Annotated in this window: 21 protein-coding genes; 6 read left to right on the top strand and 15 right to left on the bottom strand. The window is 75.2% G+C overall.

What is annotated here, in order from left to right; all coding sequences use genetic code 11:
* Positions 1-139: 139 nt before the first annotated feature.
* Entirely contained in the window at positions 140-685 is a 546-nt protein-coding gene (locus BLP29_RS16965) for a dihydrofolate reductase family protein (RefSeq protein ID WP_092806705.1), read from the bottom strand.
* 124 nt (positions 686-809) lie between these two features.
* Here BLP29_RS16965 and BLP29_RS16960 point away from each other — a divergent pair, with 124 nt between their 5' ends.
* A complete protein-coding gene (locus BLP29_RS16960) occupies positions 810-1,355 on the top strand; it encodes a VanZ family protein (RefSeq protein ID WP_092806703.1) in 546 nt (181 codons plus the stop codon).
* Positions 1,356-1,362: 7 nt separating this feature from the next.
* Here BLP29_RS16960 and BLP29_RS16955 read toward each other — a convergent pair whose 3' ends face one another.
* Positions 1,363-2,454, bottom strand: coding sequence for a carboxylate-amine ligase (locus tag BLP29_RS16955; protein WP_092806702.1), 1,092 nt, complete (start codon positions 2,452-2,454; stop codon positions 1,363-1,365).
* A gap of 86 nt (positions 2,455-2,540) precedes the next feature.
* Here BLP29_RS16955 and BLP29_RS16950 point away from each other — a divergent pair, with 86 nt between their 5' ends.
* A complete protein-coding gene (locus tag BLP29_RS16950) occupies positions 2,541-3,833 on the top strand; it encodes a M18 family aminopeptidase (protein ID WP_243470049.1) in 1,293 nt (430 codons plus the stop codon).
* Between the two features lie 78 nt (positions 3,834-3,911).
* Here BLP29_RS16950 and BLP29_RS16945 read toward each other — a convergent pair whose 3' ends face one another.
* Positions 3,912-4,631 (bottom strand): SDR family oxidoreductase, encoded by a 720-nt coding sequence (locus BLP29_RS16945; RefSeq protein WP_092806698.1) that lies wholly within the window; start codon positions 4,629-4,631, stop codon positions 3,912-3,914.
* Positions 4,632-4,713: 82 nt separating this feature from the next.
* Here BLP29_RS16945 and BLP29_RS16940 point away from each other — a divergent pair, with 82 nt between their 5' ends.
* Both BLP29_RS16940 and BLP29_RS16935 read left to right on the top strand, forming a co-directional pair.
* On the top strand, positions 4,714-5,292 hold the full coding sequence (locus BLP29_RS16940) for a TetR/AcrR family transcriptional regulator (protein WP_092806696.1): 579 nt from the start codon (positions 4,714-4,716) through the stop codon (positions 5,290-5,292).
* A gap of 96 nt (positions 5,293-5,388) precedes the next feature.
* On the top strand, positions 5,389-7,005 hold the full coding sequence (locus tag BLP29_RS16935) for a glycoside hydrolase family 13 protein (protein WP_092806694.1): 1,617 nt from the start codon (positions 5,389-5,391) through the stop codon (positions 7,003-7,005).
* Positions 7,006-7,080: 75 nt separating this feature from the next.
* Here the strand turns inward: BLP29_RS16935 and BLP29_RS16930 are convergent, their stop codons facing one another.
* The 7 genes from BLP29_RS16930 to BLP29_RS16905 all read right to left on the bottom strand — a co-directional run bounded on the left by BLP29_RS16930 (position 7,081) and on the right by BLP29_RS16905 (position 13,902).
* Entirely contained in the window at positions 7,081-8,094 is a 1,014-nt protein-coding gene (locus BLP29_RS16930) for an AAA family ATPase (RefSeq protein ID WP_092806995.1), read from the bottom strand.
* 59 nt (positions 8,095-8,153) lie between these two features.
* Positions 8,154-8,753, bottom strand: coding sequence for a TetR/AcrR family transcriptional regulator (locus BLP29_RS16925; protein ID WP_092806692.1), 600 nt, complete (start codon positions 8,751-8,753; stop codon positions 8,154-8,156).
* A complete protein-coding gene (locus BLP29_RS16920) occupies positions 8,746-9,576 on the bottom strand; it encodes an alpha/beta fold hydrolase (protein ID WP_092806690.1) in 831 nt (276 codons plus the stop codon). Before BLP29_RS16920 ends, BLP29_RS16925 begins: the two co-directional genes overlap by 8 nt.
* Positions 9,577-9,620: 44 nt before the next feature.
* Positions 9,621-12,017, bottom strand: a complete 2,397-nt coding sequence (gene uvrA / locus BLP29_RS16915) for an excinuclease ABC subunit UvrA (protein WP_092806688.1) — start codon at positions 12,015-12,017, stop codon at positions 9,621-9,623.
* Positions 12,018-12,050: 33 nt separating this feature from the next.
* The gene (locus tag BLP29_RS21850) at positions 12,051-12,182 is read right to left on the bottom strand and encodes a hypothetical protein (protein WP_279385462.1); all 132 of its coding nucleotides are present in this window, start codon (positions 12,180-12,182) and stop codon (positions 12,051-12,053) included.
* Positions 12,179-12,532 carry a VOC family protein gene (locus BLP29_RS16910; RefSeq protein WP_092806686.1) on the bottom strand — a complete coding sequence of 118 codons (354 nt, stop codon included), beginning with the start codon at positions 12,530-12,532 and terminating at the stop codon, positions 12,179-12,181. Before BLP29_RS16910 ends, BLP29_RS21850 begins: the two co-directional genes overlap by 4 nt.
* 83 nt (positions 12,533-12,615) lie before the next feature.
* On the bottom strand, positions 12,616-13,902 hold the full coding sequence (locus BLP29_RS16905; RefSeq protein WP_243470048.1) for an MFS transporter: 1,287 nt from the start codon (positions 13,900-13,902) through the stop codon (positions 12,616-12,618).
* Positions 13,903-14,091: 189 nt separating this feature from the next.
* Between BLP29_RS16905 and BLP29_RS16900 the strand changes: the two genes are divergently transcribed.
* The gene (locus tag BLP29_RS16900; RefSeq protein ID WP_092806684.1) at positions 14,092-15,036 is read left to right on the top strand and encodes a hypothetical protein; all 945 of its coding nucleotides are present in this window, start codon (positions 14,092-14,094) and stop codon (positions 15,034-15,036) included.
* A gap of 6 nt (positions 15,037-15,042) precedes the next feature.
* On the opposite strand, the gene BLP29_RS16895 is transcribed toward BLP29_RS16900, so the two are convergent.
* The 4 genes from BLP29_RS16895 to BLP29_RS16880 all read right to left on the bottom strand — a co-directional run bounded on the left by BLP29_RS16895 (position 15,043) and on the right by BLP29_RS16880 (position 20,376).
* Entirely contained in the window at positions 15,043-15,375 is a 333-nt protein-coding gene (locus tag BLP29_RS16895; RefSeq protein WP_092806682.1) for a hypothetical protein, read from the bottom strand.
* Positions 15,372-16,325, bottom strand: a complete 954-nt coding sequence (locus BLP29_RS16890) for a siderophore-interacting protein (protein ID WP_092806680.1) — start codon at positions 16,323-16,325, stop codon at positions 15,372-15,374. Before BLP29_RS16890 ends, BLP29_RS16895 begins: the two co-directional genes overlap by 4 nt.
* A 293-nt stretch (positions 16,326-16,618) precedes the next feature.
* Positions 16,619-16,798 carry a hypothetical protein gene (locus BLP29_RS16885; protein ID WP_092806678.1) on the bottom strand — a complete coding sequence of 60 codons (180 nt, stop codon included), beginning with the start codon at positions 16,796-16,798 and terminating at the stop codon, positions 16,619-16,621.
* Entirely contained in the window at positions 16,795-20,376 is a 3,582-nt protein-coding gene (locus BLP29_RS16880; RefSeq protein ID WP_165839422.1) for a TM0106 family RecB-like putative nuclease, read from the bottom strand. The genes BLP29_RS16885 and BLP29_RS16880 overlap by 4 nt, the downstream gene beginning before the upstream one ends.
* A gap of 129 nt (positions 20,377-20,505) precedes the next feature.
* Between BLP29_RS16880 and BLP29_RS16875 the strand changes: the two genes are divergently transcribed.
* Complete coding sequence (locus BLP29_RS16875; protein WP_133379244.1) at positions 20,506-21,588, top strand: LacI family DNA-binding transcriptional regulator; 1,083 nt, start codon at positions 20,506-20,508, stop codon at positions 21,586-21,588.
* On the opposite strand, the gene BLP29_RS16870 is transcribed toward BLP29_RS16875, so the two are convergent.
* Positions 21,528-21,860: an LppU/SCO3897 family protein gene (locus tag BLP29_RS16870; RefSeq protein ID WP_133379242.1), complete on the bottom strand. Its 333-nt coding sequence runs from the start codon at positions 21,858-21,860 to the stop codon at positions 21,528-21,530. The genes BLP29_RS16875 and BLP29_RS16870 overlap by 61 nt on opposite strands.
* Positions 21,861-21,993: the final 133 nt, after the last annotated feature.

Here is a 21,993-nt window from a genome sequence, read left to right as displayed (position 1 = left end):
TGCCTCCGGCGGGGTCGGGTGGCGCTCACTGTGGCCCTGCTGTGTTGCGCTGACAATGCCCGCGCGTTGCGCGCGTGCGGCGCGCGCGTCCACCGTGCGCCGACTGCTGTTCCCGGGCCCCGCCGACGACGAAGGCTGCTCACTCGACGGCGGCCCCGGGGCGGTAGGTGAGCACCAGGTGGCCGGTCGGGGACGTGGTGCTGCTGGTCAGCCGCAGCGCGGTGGCGGGCACCTCGTCGAGCAGCCGCCGACCCGTACCGGCGACGTGCGGGGCCACCACGAGCCGCAGCTCGTCGACCACGCCGGCCGCCAGCAGCGCCTGCACCACCGAGATGCTGGCGTGCACGCCGATGTCGCCGCCGGGCTGGGCCTTCAGGTCGCGGACGTGGGCCCCGAGGTCGCCGTCGACCACCGTGCTGTTCGCCCACGGGGTCGTCAGCGGGGTGGAGGTGGCGACGTGCTTGGCCACCCCGTTGATGAAGGTGGCGAACGGCTCGACGTCGCTGGTCGGCCAGTAGCCGGCCCACTCGTCGTAGCTGCGCCGGCCGAGCACCACGGCGTCCTGGGTGGCGATGACGTCGGCCAGGTTGGCGTCGAGGACGTCGTCCCAGGTGGTGATGAAGGTGTCCGGGGCCTCGGCGACGCCGTCCAGGGACACGAGTTCGTACGCGACCACCCTGCGCATGCGTTGCTCCTCGTCGTGGGTTCGGGGTGGGGACGGCGCGCGCGGGTGGAACTCATCGGTGCCGCCGGGCCGTGGTCGGGGATCATGGGCCGGCACCGATGACCCGAGCGAGGAGACCCCCGACGTGTTCCGCCAGGTCCCGGTGCTGCCGGTCGTCGTCCCGCTGGGCGCGGTCGTCCTCGCTCTGCTGCTGTGGTCGCTGCACCGCAGCGGCCGGTGGAGCGTCCCGCGTGCCGCCGTGGCCGTCGCGCTGAGCGTGTACGCCGCCGGCATCGTCGCGAACACCGTGTTCCCGGTGTTCCTGGACAAGCCGGGAGCCGACGTGCCCTGGACGGAGTACCTCGTGCTGGACCCGACCACGGAGTACGAGGTGTCCGACGCCGTCATGAACGTGCTGGTGTTCGTGCCGCTGGGCGTACTGGTGGCGCTCGTGCTGGCGCGGCCGTCGTGGCTGCGGGTGGTGGCCGTCGTGACGGCGGCGAGCCTGGCCATCGAGGTGACGCAGTACCTCACCGCCCACCTGCTGGGCGGGGGCCACATCGCCGACGTGCACGACCTGCTGTTCAACGTCGCGGGTGGTGCGCTGGGTCTCGGTCTGCTCCAGCTCGCGTCCCGCCTGCCGGGCCTGGCCGGGTTCGTCGACCGCTTCCGGTGGCAGCCCGCGCCCTGAGCGGTGGTCAGACGGCGGTGCCGCCGACCTCGAGCAGGTCGCGGACGACGGCGCCCGCGTCGCCGGTGCGGTGCATGGTGCGGCGCTGCCGGGCGGCCGACGTCCCGCGGGCCAGGAGCTGCTCGGTGAGCGCGGTGACCTCGTCGAGGTCGCCGCGCTCGTCGAGGTCGTCGCGGACGACGGTCAGCAGCGACCGGACCGCGGTCCCGGCAGGCACGAGCTCGGTGGTGGCCGGGTCGAACAGCTCACCGGTGAGCCCGGCGCGGGCGGCCTTCCAGCGGGCGGCGCGCAGCACCTCGGGCCGGATCTGCGGTGCCGGGGCGGTGTCGCGGGCGAGGACGGCGACCAGCGAGCGGCACAGCGCGGCGTGCAGGACGACGTCGTCCAGGTCCGTGCAGACATCGGCACCGCGGAACTCGACGGTGGGCACGTGGGTGGAGGGCCGCAGGTCCCAGTAGAGCTGCGAGCCGTCGGGCACCATGCCGCTGGCGACGAGCTGCCGGACGACGTCCCGGTACCCCGCTGCGTCGCCGAGCTGGTCGGGTGGGCCGGAGACCGGCCAGCGCGACCACCAGACGGTGCGCCACGACTCGTAGCCCGTGTCGGCGGCTTGGTGGAACGGAGAGCTGCCGGTCATGGCCAGCAGCAACGGAAGCCAGGGGCGGGCGCGGTCCATGACGTGGACGGCGGTGTCGAGGTCGTCGACGCCGACGTGCACGTGGGTGCCGCAGATGTCCTGACCGGTGGCCAGGCCGGCCCAGCGCTCCACCATGACGCGGTAGCGCGGGGCGTCGGTGAGCACGAGGTCGCCGACCGCGGACGACGGGTGCGTGGAGGCGGCGAGCACGGTCAGCCCGTCGCTCTGGGCCGCCTTCACCGCTTCCCCGCGGGTCTCCTGCAGGGCGGCGCGGACCTCGGCGAGGGTGGTGCACACGCCGGTGGCGGTCTCGAGCTGGGTCGTGGAGATCTCGGGCTGCACGTGCGGCCCGGCCTGCCCGAGGACGGCGGCGTCGGCGACGGTCGAGCTGGCCGCGAGTGCCCCGGTGGCGGGGTCGACGAGGTGGAACTCCTCCTCGACGCCGAGGGTCTGTGCGGTCATGCGGTGTGCTCCTGGCGCGCGAGGGATGGCCCGCGAACGGTACGGGGGTCAGGCCGATCACGATGGGGTCGGGTAGACACGACGACGTGGCAGCTCCCGATCTCTCCCTCGGCGACGACCTCCGCGCGTTCGTGGACGCCTCGCCCTCCCCCTCGCACGCGGCGGCGGAGATCACCCGCCGGCTGCGCGAGGGGGGCTTCCGCGAGCTGTCCGAGACGGCGGTGTGGGACCTGTCCCCCGGCGACCAGGTGTTCACGGTGCGCGGGGCGAGCGTGGTGGCCGTCCGGGTCGGCTCGGACCCGGTGGCCGAGGCCGGGCTGCGCATCATCGGCGCGCACACCGACTCCCCCACGTTCCGGGTGCGCCCGCGGCACGACGTGCGGCAGGCCGGCTACCGGCTGGTCGGCGTCGAACCCTACGGCGGCGGGCTCTGGCACACCTGGCTCGACCGCGAGCTGACGGTCGCGGGGCGCCTGGCGCTGCGCGGTGGGACGACGACGCTGGTGAAGCTGCCCGGGGCGCCGCTTCGGCTGCCGTCGCTGGCGATCCACCTCGACCGGTCGGTGCGCGAGGGTCTGACGCTGGACCCGCAGCGGCACCTGCAGCCGGTGTGGGGGTCGGAGCTGTCGACCGAGCCGGGGCTCTTGGAGGCGCTGGCGGCCGAGGCCGGGGTCTCGGCGGCGGACGTCGTGGGCCACGACCTGGTGCTGGCCGACACCCAGCCGGCCGCGCGGGCGGGTGTCGACGGCACGTGGATCGCGGCGCCGCGGCTGGACGACCTGGCCTGCTGCCACTCGGGCCTGCTGGCACTACTGCGCGTTTCCGCGGAAACGCTCGCTGGTGTTTCCGCGGAAACGCGGCACACGCAGGTGCTGGTCTGCAACGACCACGAGGAGGTCGGTTCGGGCTCTGCGTCGGGGGCGCGGGGGTCGTTCCTCGAGGACGTCATCTCCCGGCTGGCCGGCTCCGAGCCGCAGGCGTTCGCCCGGACCATTGCGGCGTCCAAGCTGGTGAGCGCGGACATGGCGCACGCGGTGCACCCGACCCGGTCGGAGCGGCACGAGCCCTCGCACCAGCCGGTCCTGGGCGGCGGGCCGGTGCTGAAGCTGAACGCCAACCAGGCCTACGCCACCGATGCGGTGTCGGGTGGCTGGTTCACCGAGCGCTGCCAGGAGGCCGGGGTGCCGGTGCAGCACTTCGTCTCCCGCGCCGACCTCCCCTGCGGCTCCACCATCGGCCCGCTCACCGCTACCCGCCTTGGTCTGTCGACGGTCGATGTCGGTGCACCGCAGCTGGCCATGCACGCGGCGCGCGAGCTCGCCTCCGCGGTGGACGTACCGCTGATGGTCGACGCGTTCCGAGGGTGCCTGGCGGTCTAGCCCACCCGCGGACACTGCTCACCACAGCGCGTCGAGCGCGACCGGGGGCGCGACCTGCCGGTCGCGCCCCCGGCGTCGTCATCCCTGCCCGAGGGCGGCGAACAGCTGCTCGTACCGCTGCGCGGGGTCCAGGTGCAGGCCGCGCTTGACCAGCCGCGCCCAATCGTCGGCCAGCACCTCCTGCGCGCCGGACTCGACCGCGTCCAGCGCCGCGTCCGCCAGCTCCGCCGGCGCGATCTTGGGTGCCTGGATCTCCGCTGCCATGTCGGTGTCGACGAGACCCATGTGGACGCCGACGACGTGGGTGCCCTGGCCAGCGAGCTCCAGCCGGGTGCTGTCGGTCAGCATCCACGCCGCGGCCTTGGACGCGGCGTAGGCCCCGGACCCCGGGGTGGCGAACCACGAGAGCGCCGAGACCACGTTGACGACCGCGCCGCCCCCGTTGGCGGCCAGCACCGGGGCGAAGGCGCGCGTCATGAGCAGCGGCCCGTAGAAGTTGGTGTCCATCTCGCGCCGGATGGCCTGCTCGTCGCCGATGACCAGCCCGGTGCCGGTGGAGATCCCGGCGTTGTTGACCAGGATCTGCACGTCGCCGGCGGCCCGGGCGGCGGCAGCGATCTGCTCGGGGTCGGTCACGTCGAGCTCGACCGGGTGCACGCCGTCCGCCTCGATGGTGCGCACGTCCCGCGCGGCGGCGTAGACCTTGCCCGCCCCGCGCGCCTTCAGCTGCTCGACGAACCGGGCGCCGATGCCCCGGTTGGCTCCGGTGACGAGCACGACTGCGTCGTGGATCTGCACGACGTCCTCCTTGTGTAGTGATCGCTATGGAATGACGTCGACCTTAGCAGCTTCTGTAGCGACCACTAGGTAAGGTGGTGGCGTGACCGGGCGACCCCGCAGCTTCGACCGCGACGCCGCGCTGGCGGCAGCTGTGGAGCAGTTCTGGCGGGTGGGCTACGACGAGACCACCATCGCCACCCTGACGAGTGCGATGGGCGTGACGCCCCCGAGCCTCTACGCCGCCTTCGGCGACAAGGAACGCCTGTTCCAGGAGGCGTCGCGCACGTACTTCGCGCGCACCTGCGAGGGCATGGACGAGGCCGCCACCCGCCCCACCGCGCACGAGGCCATCGCCGAGATGCTCGACGGCACGGCGCGGGCGCACACCGACGCAGCGACCCCGCCCGGCTGCCTGGTGCTCACCGAACCCCGGCTGGGCAGCCAACGCGCCGCCGTGCGCGAGCGCCTGCGGAGCCGGCTCGACCGCGGCGTGCGCGACGGCGACCTGCCGGCGGCCACCCCGACCGACGAGCTGGCCGGTTTCCTGCTGGCGGTCATGCGGGGCATGTCCGGTTGCGCACGGGACGGCGGCTCCGCCGAGGACGTGCTGGCGATCGCCCGGACCGCGCTGCGGGCCCTGCCGCCACCCGTCGACCGCGGACCTCTGCCCCCCGACTGATCGTGCTCGGGCGTTGTGGAGATGCGCCACAACGCCCGCGGAACACTGGTGACCTGCTTCACACGGCATGGCTCCCGGGCCGCCGATGGTGGACGCATGGCATCCCGGCTGGCAGCGCTGCCGAACCCCGCCGCGCCCGCGCCGTCCCAGGACTGGTGGCGCGACGCGGTCGTCTACCAGGTCTACCTGCGGTCGTTCGCCGACTCGAACGGTGACGGCATCGGCGACATCGCCGGCCTGCGGTCGCGGCTGCCCTACCTGATCTGGCTCGGCGTCGACGCGCTGTGGATCAACCCGCACTACCCCTCCGGCGGCGCCGACGGCGGCTACGACATCGTCGATTACCGCGCCGTCGACCCCGACTACGGCGACCTCGATGACCTCGAAGACCTCATCGCCGACGCGAACCAGCTCGGCCTGAAGGTCATTCTCGACGTCGTCCCCAACCACACCTCCGACCAGCACCCCTGGTTCCAGGCAGCACTCCAGAACCCCGACGGCCCCGAGGCCAGCCGGTACCACTTCGCACCAGCCAGCACAGAGCCCCCGAACAACTGGCAGTCGCTCTTCGGCGGCCCCGCCTGGTCGCGCACCCCCGACGGCCGGTGGTACCTGCACCTGTTCGCCCCCCAGCAGCCAGACCTGAACTGGCGCGACCCCGCCGTCGCCGACGACTTCGACGCGACGCTCCGCTTCTGGCTCGACCGCGGCGTCTCCGGCTTCCGGGTCGACGTCGCCTACGGCCTGATCAAGGACGAGCAGCTCCGCGACAACCCCGGCGCCTACTCCCCCACCCTCTTCGGCCACGGCCCCGAGCAGGCCATGACCTGGAACCAGCCCGAGGTCCACGACGTCTGGCGCCGCTGGCGCGCCATCTGCGACGAGTACCCCGACACCATGCTCGTCGGCGAGGTCTGCCTGGCCGACCTCGACCAGGTCGCCCTCTACTCCCGCCCCGACGAGATGCACCAGTCGTTCAGCTTCCGGCTCATCAAGTCCGGCTGGGACGCCGCCGCCTTCGCCGACGGCGTGCAGACCGCCCTCGACGCCTTCGCCACCGTCGGCGCCCCGGTCTCCTGGGTGCTCGGCAACCACGACAAGGACCGCCAGGTCACCCGCTTCGGCGGCGGCGCGCTCGGCACCGCCCGCGCCCGGGCCGCCGCCCTGCTCATGCTGTCGCTGCCCGGCTCGCCCTACCTCTACGCCGGCGACGAGCTCGGTCTGCCGCAGGCCGTCGTCCCCGATGCGGCCAAGCTCGACCCGATCTTCCACCGCAGCGGCGGCGCCCGGGCCGGCCGTGACGGCTGCCGCGTGCCCATGCCGTGGAACGAGGCCGACGGCGTCGGCTTCTCCCCCGACGGCGCAGCCGAGCCGTGGCTGCCGATCCCGGACGGCTGGTCGCAGCACGCCGTCTCCCGGCAGACCCGCGACGGCGGCTCCACGCTCACCCTCTACCGCCGGGCACTCGCCCTGCGCGCCGCCCACCCGGCGCTGGGCTCGGGCTGGGCGACGGTGAGCACGAGCGGCGACGTCCTCACCGTGCGCTGCGTCGGGGACGACGAGACCGTCACCTGCGTGCTCAACATGGGCACCGATACCGCCCTCGTGCCGCACGCCGGCTCGGTCATGCTGGCGTCGAACACCCACGTGCGCGGCGCGCACGGCACCGTTGCGCTGCCCGCCGACACCGCCGTCTGGCTGCTCGAGGACTGACCGCTCGCCGAGTTCGGGGTTCGGGGGCTCACCGGCCCCGCTGAGGCCCCTCGAACCCCGAACTCGAGGCGAGAGCTACCCCATCCAGCGCGGCCCGGTGGGGAGCTTGGGCGCCGGCTCGCCGAGCAACGACGCGGCGGCCTCGGCGACGTCGTCCGCGGTCAGCGTGCTCACCTCGGTGCGGCCCAGCGAGGCCACGCTGCCGTCGCGGGTGAGCCGCAGTGCCTGCCGGTTGAGCGCCTGCTCGAACAGGGTGCGGGCGAAGCGGGCGTTGCCGGTCTCCTCCCCGGCGCGGATGCCCGAGAGGGTGCCGCGCAGGGTCTCGACCGCGCCCGGCTCGAGCTCGTACTCGTGCTGCGCCACGATGCTCACGAAGATGGCCTCGAGCTCGGCCGTCGAGTAGTCGGGGAACCGGATCTCCCGGCCGAACCGCGACCGCAGGCCCGGGTTGGACGACAGGAACGCCTCCATCAGCCGCGGGTAGCCGGCGACGATCACCACCATGCGGTGGCGGTGGTCCTCCATGCGCTTGAGCAGCACCTCGATGGCTTCCGGGCCGAAGTCCTGCCGACCGTCACCCTCGGGGGCCAGCGAGTACGCCTCGTCGATGAACAGCACGCCGTCCAGCGCGCTGCGCACCACCCGGTCGGTCTTGATCGCCGTCGCCCCGACGTGCTGCCCCACCAGCGCGGCCCGGTCGACCTCCACCAGGTGCCCCTTGGCCAGCAGCCCGACCGCCCGGTACATCTCGGCCAGCAACCGCGCCACGGTGGTCTTGCCGGTGCCCGGGTTGCCCAGGAACACCAGGTGCTGGGACGTCGCCGCCTCCGGCAGCCCGTGCTCCTTGCGGCGGGCCTGCACCTGCAGGAACGCCACCAACGCCTGCACCTGCTCCTTGACCGCCTCCAGCCCGATGAGCCCGTCGAGGTCGGCCTGGATCGCTAGCAGCGGTCGGCCGGGGGCGGTGCGTCCGCCGAACAGGTCGCCGACCAGCTCGTCGACCCCGCGTCCACCGGGCCGGGGCAGCTGCTCGCCCAACCGGCCCACGGTCTCCCGCAGCTCGTCCAACGGCCTGCGGTACGACGACATCACCCGAATGTAGGCGCGCCACCGCCCGTGCCCGCCCACCGAAATCGGGGTTCGCGGGGTCATGGCTCGGCCGCACACCCCTCGAACCCCGTTCTCGCCGCGCTGCGCAGGCCCCGGTCGAGCAGGTCGACCAGCCACGCGAAGCTCTCGTCGACGTCGGCCGACCACTGGAACCCGTGCGCCGACTGCAGCGTCGCGTAGCCGTGCAGCGCGCTGCGCAGCGTGCGCAGCGCGTGGTCCTCCTGGGCGGCAGGCAGCTCGTAGCCCCGCAGCACCGCCCGGAAGGCGTCGAGCGCCCGCGAGCCGGCGACAGCCAGGGGGTCGTCGGGGCCGGTCGGCTCCACCCCGATGGTCGCGGCGTACCGGCCGGGGTGGGCCAGGACGAAGTCGCGGAACGCCCTCGCCGCCGCGGCGAGCGCGTCGCGCCCGGACAACCCCTGGATCGCGCCGCCGATGGCCTCGGACGCCTGGTCCAGCGCCAGGACGGCGATGCGTCGCACCAGGTCGTCCTGCCCGCCCACGTGCTTGTACAGCGACGGGGTGCGCACCCCCACCCGCTCGGCCAGCCCGCCCATGGTCAGCCCGGCGAAGCCCACCTCGTCGGCGAGCTGCGCCCCGGCCGCGACGACGGCGTCGGGGTCGAGCCCCGCCCTAGGCATCGACGCCGGCCAGGAACGGGAGGACGACGGCGGCGACCTCGTCGGGAACCTGGTGGTGCGGGTAGTGGCCGGTGCCCTCGATGACCGCCAGCCGGCCCCGGCCCGCGGGCAGCTCCGCCACGATCGCCTCGCCCTCGGCCCGCGGCGAGGCCCAGTCGGGGTCGAGGCCGCCCTGCACGACGAGCACGGGGCACCGCACCCCACCGAGCAGCGCACCGGCGTCGGTGGCCGGGGTGGTGCCCATCCCCTTCAGCGCCTTCATCCGGCCGGGCTCGCGCAGCTTGGCCTCGAGGTGGTCGAGCCGCTCGGTCCAGTCGGCCGGCTTGGCGCCGGGGTAGGCGACGTCCAGGTACTTCCGCCACGAAGCCACGCTGCCGAGCACGCCCGCGCCGAGCAGGTGGCGCATGCCGCGACGGAAGCGGGCCGAGCGCAGGTCCCGCAGCGAGATGGCCTGCTTGCGGGTGAACGGGGTCAGCTCGACCAGCGCGGTGACCAGCTCGGGCGCCTGGGCCGCGGCGATCGTGACCGCGCCGCCGGAGATCGAGTGGCCGACCAGCACGGCCGGGCCGCCGAGGTGGCGCACCAGGGCGAGCAGGTCGCCGGCGATCGCCGTCCGGCTGTAGGTGGGCCACTCCGCCGAGGATTCGCCGCACCCGCGCAGGTCGACGCTGGCGACCCGGTACCCGGCAGCGACCAGCTGCGGGGCCAGGTGCCGGTAGGCGGTGCGGTCGGCACCCATGCCGTGCGCCAGGACGACGAGCGGGCCGGTGCCGGTCACCTCGTAGGCCAGCGTGCCGTCGTCGAGGGTGAGGAACTCGGTCATGTCGTTCTCCTTGGCTAAGGGCGTTAGTCCCAACGCTAAGGGCATTAGCCAACGGGTGTCAACCGCCCCGTCAGGAACCGGGCCGTGGGCGTGTCCGCCGCCGCCACCTGCTCCGGCGTCCCGGCCGCCACCACCTGTCCGCCGGCGTCGCCCCCACCCGGGCCGAGGTCGAGCACCCAGTCGGCCTCGGCGACGACGTCCACGTCGTGCTCCACCAGGACGACGGTGTTGCCGGCGTCCACCAGCTGCTGCAGCTGGCGCATCAGCACCTCGACGTCGGCGGGGTGCAGGCCGGTGGTCGGCTCGTCGAGCAGGTAGAGCGTGTGCCCGCGCCGGGCGCGCTGCAGCTCGCTGGCCAGCTTCACCCGCTGCGCCTCCCCGCCCGACAGCTCGGTCGCCGGCTGGCCCAGGCGCAGGTAGCCCAGGCCCACCTCGTGCAGCGCCCGCAGGCTGCGCGCGGCCGCGGGCACGTCGGCGAGGAACCCCTGCGCCGCCTCCACGGTCAGGTCGAGCACCTCGGCGACGGTCTTGCCGCCGACGGTCACCTCGAGGGTCTCGGCGTTGTACCGGGCGCCGTGGCAGGTCGGGCAGGGCGCCCAGCTGCCGGGCAGGAACAGCAGCTCGACGGTCACCGCGCCCTCGCCCTGGCACGTCGGGCAGCGCCCCTCGGCGACGTTGAACGAGAACCGCCCCGCCGACCAGCCCCGGGCCTTCGCCTCGGCGGTGCCGGCGAACAGCTTGCGGACGACGTCGAACAGCCCCGTGTAGGTCGCCAGGTTCGACCGCGGCGTGCGACCGATCGGCTTCTGGTCCACGCGCACGAGCCGGTCGACGGCGTCGAGGCCCTGCGCCTGCACGGGGTCGACGTCGTCCTCGTCCTCGGTCCCGAGGTGCCGGGCGACGACGCCGGCCAGCACCTGGCTCACCAGCGTCGACTTGCCCGAGCCGCTCACCCCGGTGACCGCCGTCAGCACGCCGAGCGGCACCTGCACCTCGACGTCCCGCAGGTTGTGCCGACTGACCCCGGAGAGGGTCAGCACGGACGACGGCTCCCGCCGGGTGCGGACGGCGGGCTCCCGGTCGGCCAGGAAGCGCCGGGTCACCGACTCCTCGACGTCGGCCAGCCCCGCCACCGGGCCGCTGTGCAGCACCCGCCCGCCGTGCACCCCGGCCCGCGGACCGACGTCGACCACCCAGTCGGCCCGCCGGGCCACCGCCATGTCGTGCTCGATGACGAACAGTGAGTTGCCCGCGGCGATCAGCTGGTCGAGCACGCCCAGCAGCTGCTCGGTGTCCGCGGGGTGCAGGCCGGCCGAGGGCTCGTCGAGCACGTAGACGACGCCGAACAGGCCCGAGCGCAGCTGGGTGGCGATCCGCAGCCGCTGCAGTTCCCCCGGCGACAGCGTGGGCGTGGTGCGGGCGAGGCCCAGGTAGCCCAGGCCGAGGTCGGCGAGCAGGTCGATGCGGGCGAGCAGGTCGTCGACGATCCCCCGGCCGAACGGGGGCAGGTCGGCGCCGCGCAGCACCGGGGCCAGCTCGGTCATGGGCAGCGCGGTGAGCTCGGCGATGCTGCGGCCGCCGATGGTGACGGCGAGGGACTCCGGGCGCAGTCGGGTGCCGCCGCAGACCGGGCAGGCGCTGGTGAGCACGTACTGCAGCACCCTGCGGCGCAGCGTGGGGCTGCTGGTGTTCGCCAGCGTGTGCATGACGTAGGCCCGGGCGCCCTGGTAGCGGCCGACGTAGTCGCGCTGGATCTGCCCCGGCCCGCGCACCGGGTGCACGGTGACCTCGGGGGTCTCGTCGGTGAACAGGATCCAGTCGCGCTCGGCCTGCGGCAGCTCGCGCCAGGGCCGGTCGATGTCGTGCCCGAGCTCGGTGAGGATGTCGCGCAGGTTCTTGCCGTGCCACGCGCCGGGCCACGCGGCGACGGCGCCGTCCCGGATGCTCAGCGACGGATCCGGCACGAGGCTCTGCTCGGTGACCGTGTGCACGATGCCCAGGCCCGAGCACTCCGGGCACGCGCCGGCCGCGGTGTTCGGGCTGAACGCGTCGGAGTCCAGGCGCTCGGCGCCCTCGGGGTAGCGCCCGGCGCGGGAGAACAGCATGCGCAGCGAGTTCGACAGCGTCGTGACCGTGCCGACGGTCGACCGGCTGCTCGGCGTGCCCCGGCTCTGCTGCAGCGCCACGGCCGGCGGCAGCCCGGTGATCTCGCGGACCGCCGGGGCGCCGACCTGCTGGATGAGCCGCCGGGCGTAGGGCGCCACCGACTCGAAGTACCGGCGCTGCGCCTCGGCGTAGATCGTGCCGAACGCCAACGACGACTTCCCCGACCCCGAGACACCGGTGAACACCACCAGGGCATCGCGCGGGACGTCGACGTCCACGTCCTGCAGGTTGTGCTCCCGCGCGCCGCGGACCCGGACCATGCCCTCGTCGCTCATCCGGCCAGCCTGACCCACAGGGCCGGGCGCCGCTCAGGTCAGGGCAGGGAGCGCCCCCACCTCGACGTCGCCGACCGTCCCCGTCGTGTCCAGGTCGGGCGTGGCCGCGTCGTCCCGGAGCACCCGCTCGACGACCGGCGTCCAGAACCCCCGGTCCGCGATCACGACGGTTGCCAGAGCTCGACGCGGTTGCCCTCGGGGTCGATGACCCAGCCGAAGCGGCCGACGCCGTCCATGTCCTGCACCTCGTCCGAGACATCGGCACCGGCGGCGCGCAGCTGGGCGAGCATGGCGTCGAGGTCGCGCACCCGGAAGTTGAGCATCACCTGCTGCCGGGCCGAGCCGAAGTAGTCGGTGTCGGCGTCGAACCCGGAGAACACGGTGGGCCCGGACTCCTGCTGCCACGGCTGGTCGGGGTCGACGCCGATGCCCAGGTGGTCGCGGTACCAGGCGTTCAGCGCCCCCGGGTCCGCCGACCGCACGAAGTACCCGCCGATGCCCAGCACGCGTTCCACCCCCGCATCCTGGCCCGCTGAGCTGCGCCCGTCACGTCCCCGGTCTCGACCACGACCCGAGGCCGACCCCGCAGCGGCGGGCCTCAGGCGACGGCAAGGATGCGGAGGTCGCCGGCGGCGCGGTGCACGGGCGCCAGGTCCAGCGCCGGGACGGCGGGCAGCCGCACCCGGTCGCCGTCCACCAGGGCGACGAGCACCGCGGCCACGACGGCGAGCAGCGCCACCGTGCCCAGCGCGACCGGCAGCCCGGCGTGCGAGGCCAGGAACCCGATCGCCGGCGGACCGCCCAGCAGGCCGGTGTACCCCACCGTCGTCGACAGCGCGATGCCCGTCGAGCCGCCCAGCGCGCCGGCCCGGGCGATGGCCAGCGGGAACACGTTGGCCAGTCCCAGCCCCACGACGCCGAAGCCGAGCAGCGCCACCGGCACCGAGGTCGTCGTCACCGCGAGCAGCGCACCGAGCGCGGCGAGTGCGGTGCCGCCGATGAGCAGTCGCCGCTCCCCCAGCCGGGCCACCAGGTACCCCCCGGCCAGCCGCCCGCACGCCATCGTCAGCGCGAACCCGGCGTACCCGGCCGCCGCCAGCCCGGAGGCGGCGCCGAGGTCCTCGCGCAGGTGCAGTGCGCCCCAGTCGGTGAGCGCGCCCTCGCCGTAGGCCGTGGCGCCGGCGATGCAGCCGAGCACCACGAGCACCGCGGTCGGACGGCGGCGCGGCTCGACCCGCAGGGTGGGCGCCAGCACCGCACGGGTCGACGCGTCGGCCCCGACCAGCACCGGCACGAGCGCAGCGGTGAGCAGCAGCCCGGCGCCGGCGACCACCACCAGGTGCGTCGGGACGTCGAGCGACCCCGCCACGAGACCGCCGAGCAGCGCACCACCCAGGCCGCCGAAGCTGAACGCGGCGTGCAGGCCGGACAGGATGGGCCGTCCGGCGCGCGCCTCCACCTGCACCCCGACGCTGTTGGCTGCCACGTTCACCATGCCCGTGGCCGCCCCGAAGGCGAGCAGCGCCGCGCACAGGGCCGGCACCGACGTCGCGAGCCCGGGCAGCACCGCCGTCGCGCAGACGCCGACGGCGGCCACCGACGCGACCAGGCCGGGCCCCAGCCGGGCCGCGAGCGCACCGGTGAGCTGCATGCAGGCCAGCGCGCCCAGCGAGAGGCAGAGCAGCGCGGCGCCGAGGGCGGTGTGGCCGGCGCCGACCTGGGCGCTGACGTCGGGCACGCGGGCGGCCCAGGTGCCGAACACGAAGCCGTCGAGGGCGAACAGCGCCGCGACGGCGGCGCGCAGCCGGCCCAGCGACGGCTCGGGGGCACGCCGGACGAGCCGGCCGACGGGTTCGCGGGCACGCAGGAAGAAGGGTGCGGACACGGCAGGACCTCGCAGAGAAGAGTGGGGCGCGGGTGGCGGGGATGGGCACACGACCTCGGGCGCAGGTCTCCACGGTGCCAGCCGAACCTGGCCGTGTCCTGCGAAACGCGCAGGTCGGGGCCGTGATGGTCCGCACGTGAGCCACCACACCGAATTGCCGACGACGGATCCAGGCCGCAGGGTCGGCCCATGACCGGGTCCTTCACACGGGGGCTGGCCGCGGGCGCGGCCGGCACCACCGTCCTCAACGCCGTCACCTACCTCGACATGGCGGTGCGCGGCCGCGACGCCAGCAGCACCCCCGAGCAGACCATCGACGCCCTCGCCGACGTCGCCGGTCAGAAGGTCCCGGGGAAGAAGGGCGAGCGCGACAACCGCCGCACCGCCCTGGGCGCGCTGTCGGGCATCGCGAACGGCGTCGCCGTCGGCGTGCTGGCCAGCGTGGTGCGCACGGCCGGCGTCCGGCTGCCCACGTCGGTCGGCGCGCTCGCGACCGGTGCCGCCGCGATGGCGCTGACCGACGGGACGACGACCGCGCTCGGCGTCAGCGACCCCCGCGACTGGTCGAGCAAGGACTGGATCTCCGACGCCGTCCCGCACCTGGCCTACGGCGCCGCCGTGCAGGCGGTCATCGAGGCCATCCCCACCCCGGCCGAGAAGCCCCGCCGCAAGGCCTCCGGCGGGCTCACCGTCCGGTCCCTGCTGCTCGGGGCCGCGACCGGCGCCCGCAGCTCGCTGGGCCTGGCCGCACCGACGCTCACCAGCCCCGACCGCGGCGCGGTCAGCAAGCTCGGCGCACTGGGCGCGGTCGGCGCCGAGCTCTACGGCGACAAGCTGGAGAATACCCCCGCCCGCACCGACACCCCCGGTCTGCCGCTGCGATTCGCCTCGGCCGCGGGCGGCGCGGCCGCGCTGTCCACCCGCGAGAACGCCAACGCGGTGGTCCCGGTCCTCGCCGGGCTGCTGGGCGCCGGCGCCGGCTCGTGGGGCGGGATCGGCTGGCGCCGCTGGGCGGCGAAGCGGGTGCCGGACTGGCAGGCCGCCCTCATCGAGGACGGCGTCGCCGTCGCCCTGGCCCTCGCCGCGACGCTGCCCGGCCGCAAGCGCCCCCGCCCGGTGCTGACCCCCGTCTGAGGCGGGTCAGAGCCGGTCGAGCAGCCAGCCGGGGCCGTGCACGGCGGTCCCGGCCGGCAGCCGCTCGCGCAGCCCGCGGTCGGCGGTCACCACCACGACCGGCTCCCCCAGCGACGGCAGGACGGCGACCAGCGCGTCGTCCCCGCTGCCGGTCGCCCGCACCAGCCGGACACCGGGCACCTCGGGCACGTCGCGCGCCCGGCCCTCGACCACCGCCACGACGTCGTCGTCCAGGGTCGCCAACCGCACCAGCAACCGGGACGTCGCCCCGGCGCGGTCGCGCCACCACCCGTCGGGGCGCGAGCCCACCACGTTGGCGACGTCGACCAGCAGCGTCACCCCAGGGCCCGGGCCCCGGTGCGCCAGTAGCCCATGAACGCCACCGCACCGCGGTCGACGCCCAGGTCGCGCACCAGACGCCGGCGCAGCCCCTTCACGACCGCGGCCTCCCCGGCCAGCCAGGCGTAGCAGCTCGTGTGCGCCCCGGCCTCGGGCACCTCCCAGAGGATCTCGTCGCCGTCGTTGGTGGGGTCGGTGGCTTCGGGGTCGACGCCGGGGACGTCGCGGGCGATGCCCAGCTCGCGCAGCGCCGCGTGCACGGCCGCCTCCATCAGCTCTCCGCGCGGGTGGGCGCCGCGGGCCAGCCACCGCACGTCGGCCCCGGCCGGCAGCCGCAGCGACAGGAAGTCCGCGGCCTCGGGCACCTCGAGGACGGCGACCACGCGCCGGTCGTCGGGCAGGGCCTCGACGATCGCCGCGATCGCCGGGACAGCGGTCTCGTCACCGGCCAGGAACAGGGTGTCGGCCTCGGCGGGTGGGGCCCACTCGACGCCCCACATGCGCCCGCTGCCGGGCCGGTCGGGGCCCAGCAGCACGAGCTCGTCCCCGGGCACCGCCCGGGCGGCCCAGGCGGCGGCGGGGCCGGCGTCGGTGCCCACGGTGCCGTCGGGGCCGATGCCGTGCAGCACCACGTCGACGTCGAGCTCGGCGACCTCGGGCCGGAAGGCGCGCACGGTGTAGGTGCGCATGTCCGGACGCGTCTCGGCCGGCAGGGCGCACCACTCCGCGTACCAATCGGGTCCGCTGATGGCGAGCAGGTCCTCGACGGGGCAGCCGTCCTGGGCGATGAGCAGCTTGAACCGCTGGTCGGCACCGCCGTACCCGAAGGTGTCGAGGTCGGGGCCGGTGAAGGTGAGCCGCAGGAAGCTGGGCGAGAGGCGTTCGCTGCGCACCAGGGTGGCCCGGAAGAACCGGTAGACCGGCTGCAGCGTGTCGGTGGCCGTGCTCATGCGCGCTCCCGGGTCGTGGTGACGAAGTGAGGCCACCCTAACCTAACGGGTCCTACGGAACCGACCGGTCCTGGCGGGTGGGCTGCGCCACAGGTGTGAACCGACCGCGGCGACCGCGCCGAACCCCGGGAAGCCACCGGGCCACGGGGCCGGTGGCCGGGCCTCTGTGGGGGGCTCGTGGTCGGTGGCCGGAGGTCTCTCCCCGGTCGCCGACCACCACCCCGTGGTCGACCCCGTGCCCCCGGGTCGGCCACGGGCCCGCTCGCCCCACGACGAGGTGGGCGCCGAGCGCGTCAGCCGGCGACGGGGACCTCGGTCCACCCCGCGGCGGCGTCGCGGCGGGCGCGGGCGACGGCGACCCGTCGGGCGCCGGCGCGGGTGCGCAGCAGCGTCGGGCTGCGGTGGGCTTCGTGGGCCTCGGTCGCGAGCTGCCGGGCGGCGACCACGGATGCCGGCTCGAACGGGGTCGTCATCGCGGGCCCACCTCCTGCTGCGGCTCACCGTGGATCGGGGAACCGTGACGAGACCGTATCGGAGCACCTGGTCGATGCACCATGCCCGTGTCCAATTCGTGACCCTGCGTGGTCACATGCGCCCCAGGAGACCCGCTGATGTGCGCAGCGTCGCGGAGGGTGGCGTGCTCGACGAGCCGACAGAGGCCGTTGACCAGACGCAGCTGTTCCGGGGTGTGCACCGGCGAGGTGAGCAGCGCCGGGCTGCCGACCAGGTAGGCCACCGTCTTCGCCCGGGACAGCGCCACGTTGAGCCGGTGCCGGTCGAGCAGGAAGTCGAGCCTGCGCGGCACGTGCGCACCGCTGGAGGCGGCCAGGCTGAAGACCGACACGGCTGCCTCCCGGCCCTGGAACTTGTCGACCGTGCCCACCTCGACACCGGCGTGCCCGGCCGCGGCCAGCGCCGAGCGGATGCGGTTGACCTGCGCGTTGTACGGCGTGACCACCAGGACGTCGGCCTCGGTGACGACCCGCTCGCCGGACGGGTCGCGCCAGAGCCTCCCGAGCAGGTCACCGACGAGCTCGACCACCACGGCGGCTTCCTCCCCCGACGCCGAGCCGTTGCCCTCGTGCACGACGGGAACCCACCCCACGCCGGCCGGGGCGGCCCACCGGTCCGGCACGTCGAGGGCGTTGCCCGCCGTGGCCGGCGCCGACTGCAGCTGGCCCTCGTAGGACAGCTCCGACACGACGTGGCACAGGGCCGGCGCCATGCGCCAGGACCGGTCGAGGAAGACGCCGCGCTCGGCGGGCAGGACGTCGTCGCCGCCCAGCACGTGCTGCAGCGCCGAGACGTCGGCGCCCTCGGGGTGGATGCCGCGCCCGGGCTGGCGCAGCTGCTGCGGGTCCCCGAGCAGCACGAGGTCGGTGGCGCAGCGCGAGACCGCGAGCGTGTCGGCGAGGGACAGCTGGCCGGCCTCGTCGACCACCAGCACGCCCAGCCGACCGGCCAGCTCGGGGCGGGTGAACAGCCAGGGCGTGCCGGCGACGACGTCGACGTCCCCGGCGTCGAGCCGGTCGACGACGGTGCCGTTGTCGTCGGTGCACTCGACCTCGGGCGAGCTGCAGCGCTGGGCGGTCGACGCCTTCTGCAGGGCCCGCACCGGCACCCCGGCCTCGCGGGCGGCCCGCAGCACGGCGTCGAGCAGGTTGCCGACGACCTTGTGGCTGGTGGCGGTGATGGCCACGGTGCGCCCGGCGCGCACCAGGTCGAGCACGGCCCGGGCACCCGCGTGGGTCTTGCCGGCCCCGGGTGGCCCCTGCACCGCCAGCACCCCGCCGTCGAGGGCGGCGACCAGCCGCCGGGTGCGCGCCGACGCGTCCTCACCCGGCACGACCAGCGGGGTGCCCGGGCGCACCCGCGGCGCGCGCCGGGCGAGCAGGTCGACGGCCGCGGTGCGCACGTCGGGGCCGTCGAGGCCGCCGTCGGCGACCGCCGCGCCCAGCTGCAGCAGCGCTGCCTGCTGGTTGCGGGCCTCCAGCGGACCGGGGGGCACCAGGCCCTGGGCGTGGTCGGCGACCCGGCCGGCGGGACGGGAGAGGACCAGCTCGCCGGTGGCGCCGTCGACGGCGACCACCTCGGCGGTGACGGTGCGCCCGTCGGCACCCGGTGGCACCTGCTCGACCCGGGCGCCGGGGGCCAGCTTGGTCTCCTGGGGCGGGAACCGGTGCGCCACGTGCACCCGGCCGTCGGAGACACCGAGCACCACCGGCTCCTCGAGCGGCCCCAGCGCCGACGTCTCGCGCTCGAGCTCGGGCGGGGTCAGCGCCCGCACCCGGAAGAACTCCCACCACTCGGAGCGCGCCTCGCGGGCGTGCCAGCCCAGCTGCTGGGCGAGCAACCACACGGCCTGCTGGTCCGGGGACCGCCCGGCGGCGCGCTCGGGGACCCCGGCCAGCAGCCGCCGCTCGAGGTCGGCCCGGGCGGTCTCGGCGGCCACCGCGCGCGGGCTGGGGTCGGGGTCGGCGTCGTCCGGGCGCCCCAGCGGCACCCCCGAGGCCACCAGCTCGGTGCGCCGCTGCTCGAGCCAGTCGAGCAGCTGGAGGGTGGAGACGCAGTCGTCGCGGTTGTAGGCCTCGATCTCGTCGAGGAGCCGCTGCTCACCGGTCTGCTGCCACTGCTCGAAGGCGATGATGCTGGCCCCGGCGTCGGACACGGCCTCGCCTGCGGGCCGGGTGTGCCCGCGGTAGAAGTCCTCGAGCTTCTTGATCGAGTAGGAGGCCTTGCTGATCTGCAGGCCCTGCCGCACCACGGCGTAGAGGTCGACCAGGGCGTCACCGCGCAGCAGCCGGTCGACCTCGGCCTGCCGCGTGCCGTACCGGGCCGACAGCGCCTTCAACCGGGCCGGCTCGTAGGGCGCGTAGTGGTAGACGTGCGCGTCGGGGTCGGCGGCCAGCACCGCGACCAGGTGGTCGACCAGCTGCTCGAACCCCTGCCGCTCGTCATCGACGTCCAGGCCCCAGAACGACCGGTACTCCCCCGCCCGGTCGAGCACACCCCACAGGTACTCCAGCCCGTGGTCACCGGTGAACGGGTCGCCCTCGATGTCGAAGAAGACGTCGCCGCGGCTGGGCGGCGGCAGCAGCTCGAAGCCGCGCCCGGGCACCCGGGGCAGGAAGGCGTAGGAGGGCCGGCCGGTGAGCTGCTCGGACCGCTGCAGCGCCGCCTGGCGGGTGATGCGCTCGCGCGAGGTGCGCCCGATCGTGTCCGGCAGCTCGTCGGTGGTGCGCCCGGCCAGCTCGGTGAGGGTGCCGACCCCGGCCGCGGTGAGCGCGACCGCGTGGTCGCGGCGCAGGAAGGCCACCTGCGACAGGTGGTCCTCGGCCTTCCAGCGGGCCGCGCACGTCTCGCGCCACGGGCAGACGCCGCAGTGCGCATTGGGGTAGGGCGCTGCCAGCTGCCCGTCGGCGAGCCGGGCCAGGAAGCGCTGCTCGGCGGTGCGGGCGTAGGCCTCGGCGTCGGAGTACCGGAACACCAGCTCCTGCTGGTCACCGGTCACCACGGTGAGCAGCTCGGGCGGGGCGCCCTGCAGGTCGGTGAGCAGCCGCCCGTAGAGGGCCATCTGCAGGATGGCCGGCACCTTGATGCGGCGGGCGAGCTTGGTGTCGGCGACGTCGTAGGCCCACGGGCCGAGGTCGCTGGACCGGTCGGTGCGCTTGAGCAGGAAGTCGGCGTGCCCGCGCCAGACGACGCCCGCGGCCCGGGTGCCGTAGAAGGTGGCCTGGTAGACGACGTCGGCCCCGGCCCGCATGGCCGCCACGGTCTCGGCCTGGGCCCGGTGCAGGGCCGCCGCGTCGCGGCCCGGACCCGGTTGGGCGACCTCGAAGACGGTGAGCCCGCGGTCGCGCAGCCGCTGCACGTGCCGGGCCTCGTGCGCGATGCCGTGGTCGGCCAGCAGCGCGGTCATCGGGTCGGTCGAGGCCGGCTTGGCGCGCTCGCCCCGGGTGACCTCGAGCGAGAGCCGGGTCAGGTGCTCGCAGGACAGGAAACCGGTGAGGTCGCCGGCGCTGACCACCAGCCCGTCGTCGGACGCGTACACCCGCCACCTCCTGGCCCGCCCCGACCACCGGGGACGGGGGTCACGGTAGGGCGGCCCACCGACAGGACGGGGTTGCGGACGGTCCGGTCCCGTGGCCTCCCGCACCACCGGCCGGTAGAACGGGGACCGATGCCCACCACCCTCACGACCGTGGCCCGCCGCGCCGGGGTGAGCACCAGCACCGCCAGCCGGGCGCTGACCGGCCACCCCGCGGTCGACCCCACCACCCGGCAGCGCGTCGAGGCCGCGGCCGCGGCGTTGGACTACCACCCCAACCGCATGGCCACCGCCCTGCGCACCCGGCGCTCGGGGCTGATCGGCCTGGTGGTGACCAACCTGCGCACGGCGACCTTCCACGCCATCGCCGAGACCCTGCAGGCCCGGGCGGCCGAGCACGGCCAGCAGGTGCTCGTCTGCACGACCGGCGGCGACCCGGCGCGCGAGGCCGCGTTCCTGGACACCGTGCGGGCGCACGGGCTCGACGGCGTGGTGGTCGCGGGCTCGGGGGCCAACGGCCGGCTGGTCAACGCGCTGGTGGCCGAGGGCCGGGCCGTCGTCCTCATGAACCGCGAGGTGGCCGGCGCCCGGGCGCCCTCGGTGATGAGCGACTACGTGACCGCGGCCCGGCTGGCCACCGAGCACCTGCTCGACCTCGGGCACACCCGCATCGGCGTGGTGGGCGCCCCGCCCGAGGTCACCTCGGGGCGGCTGCACCACGAGGGGTTCACCGCCGCGATGGCCGCGGCGGGCGTACCGGTGGCCGGCTCGCTCGTGCGGCGCGGCCCCTTCCGCGCCCGGTTCGGCAACGAGGCCGCCGCCGAGCTGCTCGACCTGCCCGACCCGCCGACCGCCCTGCTGGTGAGCAACCACGAGGCCTCCTTCGGGGTGCTCGCCGTGCTCAGCGGCCGCGCGGTCGACGTCCCGCGCGAGCTGTCGCTGGTGTGCACCGAGGACGAACCGTTCTGGGAGTGGTGGTCCCCGCCGGTGACCGTCGTCGACAACCGGGCCGCCGTGCTGGCCGAGCGGGCCGCCGACCTCCTGCTCGCCCAGCTCGCGGGCACCGTGGCGCCCGCACCGGTCGCCGAGCGGGTCGCCCCCGCCCTCGTGCTGCGCGGCTCGACCGCCCCGCCGGCACGGGGTGGCGCGCCAGCTCAGGCCGCGACCAGGCAGAGCACCCGCGACGGCTCGCGGGACAGGCCGCCGTCGGAGTAGCTCGCCGTCGTGCGCGGGAACACGGCCAGGCAGGCCGGCTGCGAGTCCACCGCCGGGACGTCGTCGAGCACGCCGACGACCTGGAAGGTCGCGGCGGGGTCGTCGCACCCCACCACCACGACCTCGCGGTCGCCGGCGGTCACGCAGTCGCCGACGTCGACGCCGGGTCCCCGGACCAGCAGCACCAGACCGAGGACCGACAGGACGACGACCGCGACGGCGGCCGGCACCAGGGCCCGGCTCGGCCGGGCCGGCGGCACAGGGGCACCCACGGGACCTCCCGCTGCTCGGACGACGGACCCCGACGGTAGGCGCTCGACGCGGACGTGGCCGGGCCCACCGCACCGCGCCCGGTTGAGCGGCACCGCCGCCGGGCATGGCACCCCGAGCCGTTGAGCCACCAGC

This window comes from Klenkia marina, assembly GCF_900101025.1.
GTDB lineage: Bacteria > Actinomycetota > Actinomycetes > Mycobacteriales > Geodermatophilaceae > Klenkia > Klenkia marina.
This window is presented reverse-complemented; position numbering and strand designations above follow the sequence as displayed.

Excerpts from the sequence above, each read along its gene's own strand:
- BLP29_RS16965 (WP_092806705.1), bottom strand. The coding sequence starts at position 685 with ATGCGCAGGGTGGTCGCGTACGAACTCGTGTCCCTGGACGGCGTCGCC.
- BLP29_RS16955 (WP_092806702.1), bottom strand. The coding sequence starts at position 2,454 with ATGACCGCACAGACCCTCGGCGTCGAGGAGGAGTTCCACCTCGTCGAC.
- BLP29_RS16935 (WP_092806694.1), top strand. The coding sequence starts at position 5,389 with ATGGCATCCCGGCTGGCAGCGCTGCCGAACCCCGCCGCGCCCGCGCCG.
- BLP29_RS16930 (WP_092806995.1), bottom strand. The coding sequence starts at position 8,094 with ATGTCGTCGTACCGCAGGCCGTTGGACGAGCTGCGGGAGACCGTGGGC.
- BLP29_RS16925 (WP_092806692.1), bottom strand. The coding sequence starts at position 8,753 with ATGCCTAGGGCGGGGCTCGACCCCGACGCCGTCGTCGCGGCCGGGGCG.
- BLP29_RS16920 (WP_092806690.1), bottom strand. The coding sequence starts at position 9,576 with ATGACCGAGTTCCTCACCCTCGACGACGGCACGCTGGCCTACGAGGTG.
- uvrA (WP_092806688.1), bottom strand. The coding sequence starts at position 12,017 with ATGAGCGACGAGGGCATGGTCCGGGTCCGCGGCGCGCGGGAGCACAAC.
- BLP29_RS16900 (WP_092806684.1), top strand. The coding sequence starts at position 14,092 with ATGACCGGGTCCTTCACACGGGGGCTGGCCGCGGGCGCGGCCGGCACC.
- BLP29_RS16890 (WP_092806680.1), bottom strand. The coding sequence starts at position 16,325 with ATGAGCACGGCCACCGACACGCTGCAGCCGGTCTACCGGTTCTTCCGG.
- BLP29_RS16885 (WP_092806678.1), bottom strand. The coding sequence starts at position 16,798 with ATGACGACCCCGTTCGAGCCGGCATCCGTGGTCGCCGCCCGGCAGCTC.
- BLP29_RS16875 (WP_133379244.1), top strand. The coding sequence starts at position 20,506 with ATGCCCACCACCCTCACGACCGTGGCCCGCCGCGCCGGGGTGAGCACC.